Source organism: Pseudomonas sp. FP818 (assembly GCF_030687335.1).
GTDB classification, from domain to species: Bacteria; Pseudomonadota; Gammaproteobacteria; order Pseudomonadales; family Pseudomonadaceae; genus Aquipseudomonas; species Aquipseudomonas shahriarae.
Genome location: NZ_CP117427.1, coordinates 3,570,405 through 3,586,683 on the forward strand (window position 1 = coordinate 3,570,405; position 16,279 = coordinate 3,586,683).

Here is a 16,279-nt window from a genome sequence, read left to right on the forward strand (position 1 = left end):
CCAGCCAGGAGCCGGCAGGCAGCCGGCCCCTACAGATCTAGGCCAGCTGTTTGCGAGCGACCGCAACTGACGCTGCCAGCATCGCCCGCAGTAACACCGCGCACCCCGCCGCCAGGTCATCCGGTGCCGCATTTTCGATCTCGTTATGGCTGATCCCGCCTTCACAGGGCACAAATATCATCCCCGCCGGCCCCAGTTCAGCGACGAAGATCGCGTCGTGCCCGGCGCCACTGACGATATCCATGTTCGACAACCCCAGGCCATTGGCCGCCTCACGCACTGCATCGACACAGCCCTCATCGAAATACAGCGGTGGGAAATCGGCGGTGGGCACCATTTCGAAGGTCAGGCCGTGCTTGGCGCAGGTGTCGTCGATCACCTGGCGCACCTGGGCAATCATCGAATCCAGGCTCGCCGGTTCCAGGTGGCGGAAGTCGAGGGTCATGCGCACTTCGCCGGGGATCACATTGCGCGAGCCCGGGTAGGCTTGCAGGCAACCCACGGTGCCACAGGCATGGGGGCTGATGGCCGAGGGCTGCGGCGTTGACCGCAGCCACCACTGCCGAAGCGCCGACCAGAGCGTCCTTGCGCAGATGCATCGGCGTCGGCCCGGCATGAGCCTCAACGCCGCGCAGGGTCAGGTCGAACCATTTCTGGCCAAGCGCCCCCAGCACCACGGATGGTTTTGCGTTCGTCTTCCAGGATCGGCCCCTGTTCGATATGGGCTTCGAAATAGGCCCCCACCTTATGCCCGCTGACCGGCCGGGTGCCCGCATAGCCAATCGCATTCAGTGCATCGCCCACCGTGACGCCCTCGGCGTCGGTCTTGGCCAGGGTGTCTGCCAGGGTGAATTTCTCGGCGAACACCCCGGAGCCCATCATGCACGGTGGGAAGCGCGAGCCTTCTTCGTTGGTCCACACCACCACCTCCAGCGGCGCCTCGGTTTCGATCTTCAGGTCATTGAGCGTGCGCAACACCTCCACACCCGCCAGTACACCGAAGCAACCATCGAACTTGCCGCCAGTGGGTTGGGTGTCGATATGGCTGCCGGTCATCACCGGCGCCAGCGCCGGGTTGCGCCCCGGACGACGGGCGAAAATATTGCCCACCCCATCGACGGTCACAGTGCACCCCGCCTCCTCGCACCACTGCACAAACAGATCCCGGGCCTGACGATCAAGGTCGGTCAGGGCCAGGCGACACACACCGCCTTTGGGGGTAGCGCCAAGCTTGGCGAGGTCCATCAACGACTGCCACAGGCGGTCGCGGTTGATGTGCTGATGGGTGGATTGCAGAACGTCGATGGCAGCGTTCATGGGGATCTCCTCAGGCAATATTATTGTTTGAGTCGGCGCGATATCCGTGGGGGCTGGCTTGCCTGGGATGGCGGCGGGTCAGTTACCACCGCTATCGCAGGCAAGCCAGCTCCCACATTGACCGCATTTACGACGGGAATTTAGCGGCGATAGGGCTGGTTTTGCGCTTGCTGCACAGCCCGTAATACAACACCCCGCCCAATGCCGATCCGGTAAACCAGCCGTAGCTGTAGAACCAGCTGAAGGCATCGCTGCCCAACGACAGCAAGGTCAGCACCACCGGCACACCGAAAGCGATAAAACCCGCCACGTTCCAGGCCGGGTACACGTCATCGCGGTACAGCCCCGCCAGGTCAAGTTGCTGGCGACGGATCAGGAAATAGTCCACCACCATGATCCCGGCAATCGGCCCCAACAGGCTCGAATAACCCAGCAACCAATTGGAATACACGGTTTCCAGGCTGACATCGGACACGATCAGGCCGAGCTTTTTCAGCAGTTCGTGGGCCATCAACGCCAGCCCCACCAGGCCGGTGAGTATCACGGCGGTGGTGCGGTTGATCAGCTTGGGCGCGATGTTCTGGAAGTCGTTGGTGGGCGAGACAATATTGGCCGCCGTGTTGGTCGACAGCGTGGCAATGATGATCAGCGCCATCGCCACCGCGACCCACACCGGGCTCTGGATGTGCCCGATCAGGGTCACCGGGTCGGAGACGCTGACCCCCACCAGTTTCACCGAGGCGGCGGTCATGATCACACCCAGGGCGGCGAACAGGAACATGGTCAGCGGCAGGCCGAAAATCTGCCCCAGGATCTGGTCCTTCTGGCTTTTGGCATAACGGCTGAAGTCAGGAATATTCAGGGACAAGGTGGCCCAGAACCCGACCATCGCGGTCAGCCCGGCCATAAAGTACCCCGTCAGGCTCGCCCCTTCGGGCCGCTTGGGCGGGATCGCCATCAACTCGCTGAGCGACACATTGGGCAACGCCCACACCAGCAGGCCGATACCCACGGCCACCAGCAGCGGTGCCGACAGGGTTTCCAGCCATTTGATCGACTCGGCACCGCGCAGCACCACCCACAGGTTCAGCACCCAGAAGATCATGAAGCCGATCACCTCACCGGTGCCGCCCAGGCTCTTCCAGCCCTCGAAGATCGAGCCGAGGAACAAGTGAATCGCCAGCCCGCCGAACATCGTCTGGATACCGAACCAGCCGCAGGCCACCAGCGCTCGGATCAGACACGGCACATTGGAACCAAGGATGCCGAAGGATGAACGCAGCAGCACCGGGAACGGAATGCCGTACTTGGTGCCCGGAAAGGCATTCAGCGTCAGGGGCACCAGCACCACGATATTGGCCAGCAGGATCGCCACCAGCGCCTCGCCCACCGACAAGCCGAAGTACGCGGTAAGCACCCCGCCGAGGGTATAGGTCGGCACACAGATCGACATGCCGACCCACAGCGCGGTGATGTGCCACTTGTTCCAGGTTCGTTCGTGCACCTTGGTCGGTGCCATATCGTGGTTGTAACGGGGGCTGTCGAGGACGTCGCTGCCGGCGTCGAGTTCATACAGGCCGTCGCGTTCTATGACTTGCGATCTGTTCTGTTGCATGGCCGCTCCACGGTTTTTTTGAATTATTGTTGCTCATCCGGCGTTCAACGCTGGATGGCCGCAGTCCCGCATGGACAACATGACATCACGGACCCGGCCAACCGGCAGCGCACTCAATTACCGTGCCGCACATCGTCACCGCATCCGTACCGCTTATATAACTGGCTGATGTTTATCAGCTTTATTTTGTTTACCGAAAAGTCCCACGGCACTTTCAACGTTACTCAGGCCAAATAACGCAGAAGTTGTCCGAACAATCAGGACTCAATCTGGTGCAACACAATTATTTTTATTACTGCCTGCCGTCAAGAGGCAACTCTCAAGCGTCTGATTTGCAATAGGAAATGTTGCTCATATTGGGAACCTGTCAAGTGCGTCAAAATGGTGAGAGGTCGCTACATTTTGGTGATTTTCAGTTTTTATCCTTATAAATCAACTAGTTATTACTAATATATACTTATAAAAAATAATCTTGATCATTCGAAAAACTCGGGCTAGTTTCTATTCCTGTCACCGATGACAAGAATAGATTCTGTACGGTGAGCAGAACTACAACACTTAGAACTGGCATAAGCCGGTCAAGCCCCTGAGGAACTCGGCATGTCTCTGTTGATCCGCGGCGCCACCGTTGTTACCCATGATGAAAGTTATCCAGCCGATGTCTTGTGCGCAGACGGTCTAATCCGCGCTATTGGCACTGATCTGGAGGTGCCCGCCGGCACCGAGATACTCGATGGCAGCGGCCAATACCTGATGCCCGGCGGTATCGACCCCCATACCCACATGCAACTGCCCTTCATGGGCACCGTGGCCAGCGAGGACTTCTTCAGCGGTACGGCAGCAGGCCTGGCGGGCGGGACCACGTCGATCATCGACTTCGTGATTCCCAACCCGCAGCAGTCGTTGCTGGAGGCCTTCCATCAGTGGCGCGGCTGGGCCGAGAAGTCGGCGGCCGACTACGGGTTTCATGTCGCGATTACCTGGTGGAGCGAACAGGTGCGCGAGGAAATGGCCGAGCTGGTAAGCCACCACGGCATCAACAGCTTCAAGCACTTCATGGCCTACAAGAACGCGATCATGGCCGCCGACGACACCCTGGTCGCCAGCTTCGAACGCTGCCTGGAACTGGGCGCAGTGCCCACCGTGCATGCAGAGAACGGCGAGCTGGTGTATCACCTGCAACGCAAGCTGATGGCCCAGGGCATCACCGGGCCCGAAGCCCATCCGCTGTCGCGCCCTTCACAAGTGGAAGGCGAAGCGGCCAGCCGGGCGATCCGGATTGCCGAAACCATCGGCACGCCGCTGTACCTGGTGCATGTTTCGACCCAGGAAGCCCTCGACGAAATCACCTACGCCCGCGCCAAGGGCCAGGCGGTCTACGGCGAGGTCCTGGCCGGGCACCTGCTGCTGGACGACAGCGTGTACCAGCATCCCGACTGGCAAACCGCAGCGGGCTACGTGATGAGCCCGCCCTTCCGCCCCCGCGGGCATCAAGACGCACTGTGGCGCGGCCTGCAATCGGGCAACCTGCACACCACCGCGACCGACCACTGCTGCTTCTGCGCCGACCAAAAGGCCGCCGGGCGTGACGACTTCAGCAAGATCCCCAACGGCACCGCCGGCATCGAAGACCGCATGGCGTTGCTGTGGGACGAAGGCGTCAACAGCGGGCGCCTGTCGATGCAGGAGTTTGTCGCATTGACCTCCACCAACACCGCAAAAATCTTCAACCTCTACCCACGCAAGGGGGCGATCCGCGTCGGTGCCGATGCCGACCTGGTGCTGTGGGATCCCCAGGGCACACGGACCATCTCGGCCAAGACCCACCACCAGCGGGTGGACTTCAATATCTTCGAAGGCAAGACCGTACGTGGCGTACCCAGCCACACCATCAGCCAGGGCAAGCTGGTGTGGGTCGATGGCGACCTGCGCGCCGAGCGTGGTGCCGGGCGCTATGTCGAACGGCCGGCGTATCCGGCGGTGTTCGAGCAGCTGCGCAAGCGGGCCGAGCATTCCAGGCCAGTCGCGATAAACCGCTGAAATCGCCACTCGCAGGCAAGCCAGCTGCCCCCCGTTGATAGGTGAACCCGATCAAATGTGGGAGCAGGCTTGCCCGCGATGAGGCCAGTGCAAACAACAAAAAACCAATGCCCGCCAGAGGCAAAAAAACCGTGAGGCCCTTACCGTGATCCAGACCCTGAACCACCTCCCCCACCCCAACGAAGATGGGGCGACCCTCGCCAGCCATTTCACCGACCTGGCACCGCCCCTCAATGCCCGCCAGGCCCACCTGGAAGCCTCGCGCTGCCTGTATTGCTACGACGCGCCGTGCGTCAACGCGTGCCCCAGCGAGATCGACATCCCCTCGTTCATTCGCAATATCCACACCGACAACGTCCAGGGCGCGGCGCAGAAGATTCTCTCGGCCAATATCCTCGGCGGCAGTTGCGCCCGGGTCTGCCCGACAGAAATCCTCTGCCAGCAGGCCTGTGTGCGCAACCACAGCGACGAATGCGCCCCGGTGCTGATCGGCCTGTTGCAACGCTATGCCATCGACAACGCGCACTTTGAGCAACACCCGTTCCAGCGCGCCGCCCCTACCGGCAAGCGCATCGCGGTGGTCGGTGCCGGGCCTGCGGGGCTGTCCTGTGCCCATCGCAGTGCCTTGCATGGGCATGACGTGGTGATTTTCGAAGCCCGGGAAAAGGCCGGCGGCCTCAATGAATACGGAATCGCCAAGTACAAACTGGTGGATGACTTCGCCCAGCAGGAGCTGGATTTTCTCTTGCAGATCGGCGGCATCGAAATCCGCCACGGCCAGCGCCTGGGCGACAACCTGAACCTGAGCGACCTGCACCAGCAATTCGACGCGGTATTCCTCGGCCTGGGCCTGGCCGCCAGCAAACACCTGGGCCTGCCCCACGAAGACGCCCCCGGCCTGCTCGCCGCCACCGACTACATCCGTGAGCTGCGCCAGGCCGACGACCTCAGCCAACTGCCCCTGGCCGACCGCTGCATCGTGCTCGGTGCCGGCAATACCGCCATCGACATGGCCGTACAAATGGCTCGCCTGGGCGCGCGGGACGTCAACCTGGTATATCGCCGTGGCCTTGCCGACATGGGCGCCACCGACCATGAACAGGAGATCGCCAAGGCCAACCAGGTCCGCCTGCTGACCTGGGCCCAACCCGACACCGTGCTGCTGGACGACCACGGCCAGGTACGCGGTATGCGCTTTGCCCGCACGCGCCTGGAAAACGGCCGGCTGCACACCACCGGCGAAACCTTCGAGCTGGCGGCCGATGCGATCTTCAAGGCCATCGGCCAAGGCTTCGACGAGCAGGCCCTGCACGATCCCCTGGCCCAGCAACTGCAACGCCAGGGTGAACGGATCTTTGTCGATGCGCAGCTGCAAACCAGCATCCCCGGCGTGTATGCCGGCGGCGATTGCGTCAGCCTCGGGCAAGACCTCACCGTCCAGGCCGTGCAACACGGCAAGCTGGCCGCCGAGGCCATGCACGCTCAACTCATGCTCAACGTGGAGGCTGCGTAAATGGCCGATCTCTCGATTGTCTTCGCCGGTATCAAAGCCCCCAACCCGTTCTGGCTGGCCTCTGCGCCACCCACCGACAAAGCCTACAACGTGGTCCGCGCCTTCGAGGCCGGCTGGGGTGGCGTGGTCTGGAAAACCCTGGGTGAGGACCCGGCGGCCGTCAACGTCTCGTCCCGTTATTCGGCGCACTTTGGCGCCAACCGCGAAGTGCTGGGTATCAACAATATCGAGCTGATTACCGACCGTTCCCTGGAGATCAACCTACGGGAAATCACCCAGGTGAAAAAGGACTGGCCGGACCGCGCACTGATTGTGTCGTTGATGGTGCCGTGCGTCGAAGAGTCATGGAAAAACATTCTGCCCCTGGTGGAAGCCACCGGTTGCGATGGCATCGAACTGAACTTCGGCTGCCCCCACGGCATGCCGGAACGGGGCATGGGTGCGGCCGTGGGCCAGGTGCCGGAGTACGTGGAACAGGTGACACGCTGGTGCAAGACCTACTGTTCGCTGCCGGTGATCGTCAAGCTCACGCCCAACATCACCGATATTCGCGTGGCCGCCCGTGCCGCGTATCGCGGGGGCGCCGATGCGGTGTCGCTGATCAATACCATCAACTCCATCACCAGCGTCGACCTGGAACGCATGGTCGCCCTGCCGATCGTCGGTACCCAAAGTACCCACGGCGGCTACTGCGGCTCGGCGGTGAAGCCGATTGCCTTGAACATGGTCGCCGAAATTGCCCGTGATCCCCAGACCCAGGGCCTACCGATCTGTGGGATCGGCGGCATCGGCAACTGGCGCGATGCCGCAGAATTCGTCGCCCTGGGCTGCGGTGCAGTGCAGGTGTGCACGGCGGCGATGCTGCATGGTTTTCGGATTGTCGACGAGATGAAAGATGGCTTGTCGCGGTGGATGGACAGCCAGGGCTACAGCAGCCTGCAGGATTTTTCCGGGCGCGCGGTGGGCAACACCACGGACTGGAAGTACCTGGACATCAACTACCAGGTCATCGCCAAGATTGACCAGGCCGCGTGCATCGGCTGCGGGCGTTGCCATATTGCCTGTGAAGACACCTCGCACCAGGCGATTGCCAGCCTCAAGCAGGCCGATGGCACCCACGTGTACCAAGTGATCGACGACGAATGCGTGGGCTGCAACCTGTGCCAGATCACCTGCCCGGTGGCGGATTGCATCGAGATGGTGCCGATGGACACTGGCAAGCCGTTTCTCAACTGGACCCAGGATCCGAGGAACCCCTATCGGGAGGCGGTGTAACCGTTTAAATCGCTATCGCAGGCAAGCCAGCTTCCACATTTCAATGGTGTAAATCCAATCCAATGTGGGAGCTGGCTTGCCTGCGATGAGGCCCTCAACCTCTCCCCAAAGCTCAGGGCTCCAAGCCAATCCCCCGCAAAATCACACTGGTCACCGTCTGCACCGCCCGTTCGAACTGCATATCCGACAGCGCCTGATGGTCGTTGAGGATCATCACCTGGTGATCGAAGTCGGCATAGTGCTGGGTCGAGGCCCAGATCATATACAGCAGGCTCGACGGCTCCACCGCGAGGATGCGCTTGTCTTCCACCCATTGGCGGATCTTCGCTTCCTTCATCTTGGCCCAATCGTAGAGGCTCGCATCCAGCGCTTCGCCGAGGGTCGGCGCGCCGTGGATGATTTCATTGGCCCAGACTTTCGAACCATAGGGGCGGCTGCGCGAGTGCTGCATCTTCGCCCGGATGTAGCTGCTGAGCACCACCCGTGGGTCATCGAACATTTCGAAGCACAGCGCATCCTGCTTCCACACTTCCAGCAGGTCGAACAACACTGCGCTGTACAACTCGCTCTTGGTGCTGAAGTAGTAATGCAGGTTGGAACGCGGCAGTTGCGCCTGTTCGGCAATGTCGGCCATGGCGGTGCTGCCATAGCCTTTTTCGGCGAAGACCTTTTCAGCGGCCAGCAGAATCTTTTCGACGTTGACCCGACGGATACCGATCTTGTGATTGCCCATAGGGGCTCCCTGACAACGACATGCCTGGAAGACTACCATCCGCTCTAGATCGGGGCGACAGCCTGAGTGGAAACTTCGTACACTGCCCGCTCCTCCCCTTGATAGGTAGTGCACGATGTTGATCAAGAACACGTTGATGACGGTTGCCTTGCTGACCTCTCTGCTGGGCGCCCAGGCGGCCTTGGCCCACGCCCACCTGAAAAGCACCACGCCGGCGGCCGACAGCACCGTCACGGCCCCCGCCGACCTGCGCCTGGTGTTTTCCGAAGGCGTCGAAGCCACGTTCACCAAGGTGTCCCTGAGCAGGGACGGCACCGAAGTGGCGGTCAAGGGCCTGGAAACCCCGGACAAAGACAAGAAAACCCTGGTGGTGACCCCGGCCGCCCCGTTGGCTGCCGGCACCTACAAGGTCGAGTGGCACGCCATCTCGGTCGATACCCACAAGAGCGCAGGCAGCTACAGCTTCAAGGTCGGCCAATAACCCATGGCAACCCTGCTGGTGCTGTGCCGTTTCCTGCACTTTATGGCGGTGCTGCTGATGTTCGGGGCCAGTGTGTTCCGGCCCTTGCTCCTGGGCACCAAGCCCCAGCCGGCAGTGGACCGGCAACTGGCGCGCCTCACCGGGCCACTGGCCTGGCTGGCCCTGGGCAGCGGCGTGGCGTGGCTGCTGTTGATCAGTGCCAGCATGGCCGGCAGCGACTTGCTGGCGCTGGACCTTGCAACGGTGCAATTGGTGCTGGGCAAGACTTTTTTCGGCCAGGTCTGGAGCGTGCACCTGCTGTTGAATGGCCTGTTGGTGCTGAGCCTGCTGACACGTTGCAACCGCGCGCGCCTGCCCCTGACGACGCTGCTCCTGGCAACCCTGGCCCCCGTGGGCCATGGCGCCATGCTCAGTGGCCTTAGCGGCCAATTGCTGATCCTCAACCAGGCGGTGCACCTGCTCTGCGTCGGTGCGTGGCTCGGTGGGTTGCTGTTGTTGGTCCTGCTCCTGCGCCAAACGCAGCACACGCCCCTGGAAGAGATTCTGCAGCGCTTCAGTGGCGTCGGTTACGGGCTGGTGGCGGGTTTGCTGGTCACCGGGCTGATCAATATCCGCGTGCTCACCGGGCAATTCTGGCCTACCCCGCTGTTCAGCGGGTTTGCCTTGATCCTGTTGATCAAGGCGCTGCTGGTGGCGGGCATGCTCGGCCTGGCAGTGCTGAACCGGCTACGGACCCAGGATTGCCAGCAGCGACGTGGCCAATTGCAGGCCAGCGTGTTGCTGGAATGGCTGTTGGGCGCGGCGGCGGTGGCGGCCGTTTCCCTATTGGGCACCCTGCCACCGATGCTGTAGGAGCATCATCCAGTTCAAGGCGGACTGTTCTTCAAGCGCCCCGCCGTGTCGATACTCACCACCACCGACAGCCCCGGTCGCAGGCGTTCGCTTTGCTCCTGATCGGGGTCCACCGTGATCCGCACCGGCACGCGCTGGGCGATCTTGACGAAGTTGCCGGTGGCGTTATCGGCCTGCAACAGGCTGAACTCAGACCCCGTCGCCGGCGAAATACGCTGCACCGTGCCATGAAACTTGCGGTGGTCCAGGGCATCCACGGTAAACGTCACCGGCTGGCCCACCTGCACGTTGTCCATCTGGGTTTCTTTCATATTGGCGATCACCCACAACTGGTTCGGCACCAGTGCCATCAACTGCGCGCCGGAGTTGACGTAAGCCCCCAGGCGCACGCCAATCTGCCCCAGTTGACCGTCCCGGGGGGCCAGGACGCGGGTGTTCGACAGGTCGATCCGCGCCAGCTCGACCGCCGCATCGGCACTGGCCACCGCCGCTTCCAGGGAGCCGCGATTGACGATTACCGTCTGCAGGTCCTGGCGGGCGATTTCCAGGCTGGCCTGGGCCTGGGCCACAGCGGCGATGGTTTGCGCGTTGGCGGCGCGGGTCACGTCCAGTTCGCGGCGCGACACCGAGCCGTCGCTGATCAGCTCTTCGTTGCGACGCAGGTCCGCAGTACTTTTACGCGCCTGGGCCTGACTGTCGGCCAGGGCGGCCTGGCGCAGCTTGATGGTCGCCTCGGCACTGTTGCGCTGTTGCACCACGTTGGCCAGGGCGGCCTGCTGCACCGCCAGTTGCGCCTGGGCCTGGTCCAGGCGTTGCTTGTAGATGCGGTCGTCGAGGCGTACCAGCAAATCCCCGGCCTTGACGTGCTGGAAGTCCTGCACCGGCACCTCGAACACATAACCGCCCAATTGTGGGCTGATGATCGTCACCTGGCCGCGTACCAGAGCGTTTTCGGTGGTTTCCACGGCGCTGCTGAACGGCGGCAATTGCCAGGCGTACAGCACAATCAACACGCCAACGATGGCAATCGCGGCAAAGCCCAGGGACGAGACGATGCGCACGCCCAGGGAGCGCGGCTCGGTGGCCGTCGCACCCGGTGGCGTGCTGCCCTCCGGGGTGGCGGCAATGGCATTGGTGGTCGTGGTGGTAGCCGTAGGTTCGCTCATGAAGGAAGTGCGCCGCTAGGTTGAACGGAAGGCGCTGCACTGGCGGCAGCTTTCTTGGTGGTGCTCATCAGCCACAGGCTGCGGGTAAAGATCCACAACATGGTGAGGATCGCGATGATCGCGATCAGCATAAACACGTCGTTATAAGCCATGACATTGGCCTCGCGGGTGGCCGCCGTGGCCAGGCTGCGGATGCCCATCAGGTTGCGCAGTTCCGGGTCGGCAATCACCGAGCCGTAGGCCGAGCCGCCGCTTTGTACACGGGCCGCGACCCGCGGATCCAGCAGGGTCAGGTGTTCGACAATCATGCTCGAATGGAATTTCTCCCGCACCACCTGGAAGGTGCCGAGCAACGCCGCGCCCATCAGCCCGCCGAGGTTCTGGCAGATCCCGAACAACACCGAGAAACTCACGAGGTTGCGCGGGTTGGCCAGCACATTGCGCATGCCCAGCACCATGGTCGGGCCGAGGAAGAAGGTACCGCCAAACCCCAGCAGAAACTGGCTCAGGTACATGTTCTGCGGCCGCGTCAGGTTGCTGGAGAAGCTGTCCATCACCGAGCCCGTGGCCATCAGCGCCAGGGAAATCACCAGGGGCATCAGCAAGTGTGCCGGGTTGATGGTCAACGCGCTGATCACCAGGCCACTGATCGCCCCCAACAGCATCACCAGGTACAGGGTGCGCATCTGCTCGCTGCTCATATTCAGCGCCTGCAAAAAGCCCACGGCGCCGGTGGACTGCTCGGACAGCACCATGCGGATCAGGATTACCGCCAGGGCCAGGCGAATCATCACCCCGCCGCCCAGCCAGCGGGTCATCAGCAGCGGGTTGGCGCGGTTATGTTCGATGGCCAGCCCGGCCATGATCAGCACCAGGGAACAGGCCGAGGCCACGCCGATCCACGGGGCTTCCAGCCACCAGTCGATGCGCCCCAGGGACAGTACCGCGCAGAGCAATGCCACGCCCGAGGCGAGCAAAGCAAAGGTCAGGAAGTCGAGCTTTTCAAAGGTCTTGAAGCGATCGCCCGGCGGCAACTTGAGCAGGAACACACAGCCCAGGCAAGTCAGCGCCATGCCCAGCTCAAACAGATACAGGCCGCGCCACTCGGCAATCTGCAGCAAGTCTTCGGAAAACAGCCGCGCCATCGGCAACGCCAGTTGCGCGGTACCCAGGCCCAGCACCAGAGCCTTGAGCCGCCACTTCGCCGGGAACGCCTGGACCATGTAGTACAACCCCAGGGAACTGAGGGCCGCGCCCACCATGCCGTGGGCGGCACGCACGGCGATTGCCGAACTGAGGTCATTGACGAACAGATGGCCAAAGGTGACCAGGGCGTAGAGCACCAGGAACACTTCGGTAAACGCGCGCAAGCCGAACTGCTGGCGGAACTTCACCAGCAGCAGGTTCATGGACACGTTGGTCATCACATAGGCAGCGGGTAGCCAGGCCATTTCGGCGGTGGTCGCGCCCAATGCCCCTTGCAGATATGGCAGATTGGCGATCACCAGCGCATTGCCCAGGCCGCCGGTGATTGCCACCAGCACCCCAACCAGGGCAAAAGCCCAGCGTTTGAGCGTGGGGTGATGGGGCGTCGACGGCGACCCCGGCAAGCTCGGACGCTCGTGGGGTTGCCAGGTGTGCGGGGTGTATTTATCCATTCGTGACCTTGATGACCGACGCACGAGGCCGGTAAAACCCTGACTCAGAGCTTAGTAGACCTGAGCGGGGTTCATCTTGTCATCTTTGTGGGAGCTGGCCTGCTCCCACATTTGATTTGTGATGTGGCGCAAATACGTGCCCAGCCGCCCCCCTGTGGGAGCGGGCTTGCCCGCGATAGCGGCGGTTCAGGCGCTATTTCTGGTGGCTGACACACTGCCATCGCAGGCAAGCCAGCTCCCACATTTGATTTGTGATGTGGCGCAAATATGTGCCCAGCCGAGCCCCCCCCCTGTGGGAGCGGGCTTGCCGCGATAGCGGCGGTTCAAGCGCTATTTCTGGTGGCTGACACACTGCCATCGCAGGCAAGCCAGCTCCCACATTTGATTTTTGATGTGGCGCAAATATGTGCCCAGCCGCCCCCCCTGTGGGAGCGGGCTTGCCCGCGATAGCGGCGGTTCAGGCGCTATTTCTGGTGGCTGACACACTGCCATCGCAGGCAAGCCAGCTCCCACATTTGATTTGTGATGTGGCGCAAATATGTGCCCAGTCGCCCCCCTGTGGGAGCGGGCTTGCTCGCGATAGCGGCGGTTCAGGCGCTATTTCTGGTGGCTGACACACTGCCATCGCAGGCAAGCCAGCTCCCACATTTGATTTGTGATGTGGCGCAAATTATGTGCCCCAGCCGAGCCCCCCCCTGTGAGAGCCAGCTCCCACAGGAGGTTTTAGATCCAGCCCAGCCAGCTCCAGTAGGTGGCTGCAAACAGCAGCATCAGCAGATAGCCAATCACCGTGACCAGCAAGCCTACCTTGGCAAACTGCCGCGCGGTGAAGGTGCCGGTGCCCAGGCACACCATGTTCTGCGGGGCGTTGATCGGCAGGATAAAACCGTAGCTGACCACAAACCCGAGCAACATGGTCATGCCCAGCCGGCTGAAGTCTCCCGGCAGGGTTTGCAGTACGGCAATCAGGATCGGCAACAACGCCGAGGTCAGCGCGGTGGCGCTGGCAAAACCCAGGTGAATCACAATCAGGAATGCGCCGAGGATCGCAAACACCCCCAGCGGCCCCAGTTGATCCAGGCCGGTATGCCCCACCACCTGCGCGCCCAGCCATTGCCCGGCCTGGGTGGTGAGCAACGCGGTACCCAGGCTGATGCCCACACCGAACACAATCACCGTGCCCCAGGGGATACGCGACTGCACGTCCTTCCAGGTCATCACGCCGATCCCCGGCAGCAGCAGGAACACCAGGCCGGCGTAGGTGGTGGAGGTGGTATCGAAGCTGTGCAGGCGCCCTTCCGTGGCCCAGGCCAGCAGCAGCAATACCGAAACGGTCAGCAAGCGCTTCTGCGGCCCGGTCATCGGGCCGATCTCCACCAGGGACTGCGCCACCGCTTCCTTGCCACCGGGAATGCTATTGCTTTCCGGGGGCAGCAACTTGAGCACCAGAAACAGCAGTACCGCCGACATGATCAGCGCCCACGGCGCCCCGGCGATCAACCAGTCGATCCACGACACGCGCTGGCCGAGCATCTTGTCCATAAAACCGACCGTCAGCAGGTTCTGCGCGGCGGCGGTCTGGATCCCGACGTTCCAGATACTGGTGCCCTGGGCGACGACGATCATGATCCCGGCGGCGATATTCGAGCGTTTGTCCACGCCAAACGCGGCAATCACCCCCATCATGATCGGCACCACGCAGGCGCTGCGGGCGGTGGCGCTGGGCACCACCAGGCTGAGCAGGATGGTCACCGCAATCGCGCCCACCAGGATCCCGCGAGTGCTGGTGCCGACCCGAGTCAGAGTCACCAGGGCGATACGCCGGTCGAGGCCGGTGTGGGTCATGGCGGCGGCGATAAACAACGCACCGGCCACCAGGGCCAGGGCCGGATTGGCAAACCCGGTGAGCGCCATGCTGATAGCGGGGCTGGAACCGATCAGGTGCGTCGGGTCCTGCAAGGACGGTGCAGTGCCCAACAGAAAGGCCATCAACGAGGTGATCATGATCGCACTGGCTTCGTAGGACACCGCTTCGGTGATCCACACCACCACGGCAAACGCGAGGATCGCCAGCATCCGCTGGCCGGCCACCGGCAAATCGGCGGGCAGCGGCAACAGCAGCACGCCGACCATCACCAGTACGGCAATCACCAGGCCCATGGGCAACTTGAATGATGCAGCGGTTGTTGCGGGGCCGTTCATGGGGTTCTCCGTCAGCCTTCAAATCAGGCCGACAGCATGAGGCAAAGCACCGCACGCCGTGTTGACGGGTATCAACGTGCCAGGCCAACACGTGAGCCCAGCCCCCTCCTATCGGCCAGCCGGCCGCAGCAGAGCATCGACCTGCTCAGCCACGCTTAGCAAAAGGCTGTCGTTTCTAAATCCTCCGATTATTTGCAGCCCTACCGGCAGCTCTGCGGCCTTGCGCACAAGAGGAATATTCACTTGCGGCAATCCAAATGCCATCCAGAATTTGATGAAATCCGACGGCCCAGTGGCGCCAAGGCCCAACGGGGCGACGATGCCGCAGCTCGCCCCCAGGACGGCGTCAAACGGGCTGAATATCTCCTCGAGCACCGGCGCCAACTGTGCCAGACGCCTCTTGGCCGCTGACTCTTGCTCCCAACGGGTCCGCTCGGCGCGGGCGAACATATCGAGGATTTCCATGCTCATCTTGTCCGGGTGCCGATTGAACTCAGCGGCCAATGAGCGGGCGCCCTCACAATCGTTTATCAGCAGATGGTCATCAAACACCCTGGCAAACGCCTCGGGCAACACCACCTCGCTCACTCGGTGCCCTGCCGCACGCAGCGTATCCATAGCGGCCTCCAGTGCCAGGGCCACGTCCTTGTCCACCTGATCCCAGCGCGCCGTACGGCAAAAACCCAACGACCGTAGCGGGCTTTCCGCGGGGCGCGCCGGGAACCCCGGGATCAGGACTTGCGCAATCAGGCTCAAGTCACGCACCGAACGCCCAAACCAGCCGGCCGTGTCGAAACTCGGCGCCAGTGGCTTGACCCCCTCAAGCGAGACCAGCCCATAGCTGGGTTTGAAGGCGTGCACCCCACAGTAAGCGGCAGGTTTGATCAATGATCCGGCCGTCTGCGTACCCAGGGCGATGGGAAAGAATCCAGCCGCCAGCCCCGCCGCCGAGCCCGCACTCGAACTCCCGGGCGTGCGTCGGGGGTCCTGGGGATTGCGCGTCGGCCCGGTGTGCATATAGGCAAATTCGGTGGTGTGGGTCTTGCCCATAATCAGCGCCCCCGCCTGGCGTAGCAGCGAGACAACCTGTGCGTCGCGGGACGGGCGGTTGTCCTCATAGATCGGCGAGTAAAAACCGGTGGGATGATCCACGGTGTCGTAGTTATCTTTGACCCCCACCGGAATACCTGCCAACAGACCTCGCGCACGCGTCCCGGTCAATTGCCTCGCTTGAGCACGTACCGCGTCGGGGTCGAACGAAACAAAGGCCTGTACTGTCGACTCCTGGGCCTCGGCACACCCAAGGAAGTGTGCGGCGACTGTCTCTTCGCTCACCTCACCCGCACAGACCCGCTGTGCCAGGGTGGAGGCATCCAATTGATCAAAACGGTACATGGCATTCCTCTGTTACAGGCCTGTCTGCCCAA

11 protein-coding genes and 1 pseudogene are annotated in these 16,279 nt (G+C 62.3%); 5 read left to right on the plus strand and 7 right to left on the minus strand.

Annotated features, from left to right (window positions below; translation table 11 throughout):
* Window positions 1–37: 37 nt before the first annotated feature.
* Both PSH80_RS15895 and PSH80_RS15900 read right to left on the minus strand, forming a co-directional pair.
* Window positions 38–1,317 (minus strand): annotated as a pseudogene (locus PSH80_RS15895) (Zn-dependent hydrolase).
* A 127-nt stretch (window positions 1,318–1,444) separates the two neighbouring features.
* Window positions 1,445–2,932: an NCS1 family nucleobase:cation symporter-1 gene (locus tag PSH80_RS15900; RefSeq protein WP_057441488.1), complete on the minus strand. Its 1,488-nt coding sequence runs from the start codon at window positions 2,930–2,932 to the stop codon at window positions 1,445–1,447.
* 600 nt (window positions 2,933–3,532) lie between these two features.
* Between PSH80_RS15900 and hydA the strand changes: the two genes are divergently transcribed.
* The 3 genes from hydA to preA all read left to right on the plus strand — a co-directional run bounded on the left by hydA (window position 3,533) and on the right by preA (window position 7,760).
* Window positions 3,533–4,972: a dihydropyrimidinase gene (gene hydA, locus PSH80_RS15905; RefSeq protein WP_057441486.1), complete on the plus strand. Its 1,440-nt coding sequence runs from the start codon at window positions 3,533–3,535 to the stop codon at window positions 4,970–4,972.
* Window positions 4,973–5,117: 145 nt separating this feature from the next.
* Window positions 5,118–6,485 carry an NAD(P)-dependent oxidoreductase gene (locus PSH80_RS15910; RefSeq protein ID WP_305417452.1) on the plus strand — a complete coding sequence of 456 codons (1,368 nt, stop codon included), beginning with the start codon at window positions 5,118–5,120 and terminating at the stop codon, window positions 6,483–6,485.
* Entirely contained in the window at window positions 6,486–7,760 is a 1,275-nt protein-coding gene (gene preA / locus PSH80_RS15915; protein ID WP_057441482.1) for an NAD-dependent dihydropyrimidine dehydrogenase subunit PreA, read from the plus strand. It begins immediately after the preceding gene.
* Between the two features lie 112 nt (window positions 7,761–7,872).
* Here the strand turns inward: preA and PSH80_RS15920 are convergent, their stop codons facing one another.
* Window positions 7,873–8,493 (minus strand): TetR/AcrR family transcriptional regulator, encoded by a 621-nt coding sequence (locus PSH80_RS15920; protein ID WP_029298440.1) that lies wholly within the window; start codon window positions 8,491–8,493, stop codon window positions 7,873–7,875.
* 115 nt (window positions 8,494–8,608) lie between these two features.
* Between PSH80_RS15920 and copC the strand changes: the two genes are divergently transcribed.
* Together copC and copD are read left to right on the plus strand one after the other, a co-directional pair.
* Window positions 8,609–8,974 (plus strand): copper homeostasis periplasmic binding protein CopC, encoded by a 366-nt coding sequence (gene copC, locus PSH80_RS15925; RefSeq protein WP_169990356.1) that lies wholly within the window; start codon window positions 8,609–8,611, stop codon window positions 8,972–8,974.
* 3 nt (window positions 8,975–8,977) lie between these two features.
* On the plus strand, window positions 8,978–9,826 hold the full coding sequence (gene copD, locus PSH80_RS15930; RefSeq protein ID WP_169990357.1) for a copper homeostasis membrane protein CopD: 849 nt from the start codon (window positions 8,978–8,980) through the stop codon (window positions 9,824–9,826).
* Window positions 9,827–9,840: 14 nt separating this feature from the next.
* Here copD and PSH80_RS15935 read toward each other — a convergent pair whose 3' ends face one another.
* The 4 genes from PSH80_RS15935 to PSH80_RS15950 all read right to left on the minus strand — a co-directional run bounded on the left by PSH80_RS15935 (window position 9,841) and on the right by PSH80_RS15950 (window position 16,247).
* Window positions 9,841–10,992: an HlyD family secretion protein gene (locus PSH80_RS15935; RefSeq protein WP_115128515.1), complete on the minus strand. Its 1,152-nt coding sequence runs from the start codon at window positions 10,990–10,992 to the stop codon at window positions 9,841–9,843.
* The gene (locus tag PSH80_RS15940) at window positions 10,989–12,650 is read right to left on the minus strand and encodes an MFS transporter (protein WP_115128516.1); all 1,662 of its coding nucleotides are present in this window, start codon (window positions 12,648–12,650) and stop codon (window positions 10,989–10,991) included. The genes PSH80_RS15935 and PSH80_RS15940 overlap by 4 nt, the downstream gene beginning before the upstream one ends.
* Before the next feature lie 723 nt (window positions 12,651–13,373).
* Window positions 13,374–14,852, minus strand: a complete 1,479-nt coding sequence (locus tag PSH80_RS15945) for a DASS family sodium-coupled anion symporter (protein WP_120733520.1) — start codon at window positions 14,850–14,852, stop codon at window positions 13,374–13,376.
* Between the two features lie 108 nt (window positions 14,853–14,960).
* Window positions 14,961–16,247, minus strand: a complete 1,287-nt coding sequence (locus PSH80_RS15950; RefSeq protein WP_305417455.1) for an amidase — start codon at window positions 16,245–16,247, stop codon at window positions 14,961–14,963.
* Between the last annotated feature and the right edge of the window lie 32 nt (window positions 16,248–16,279).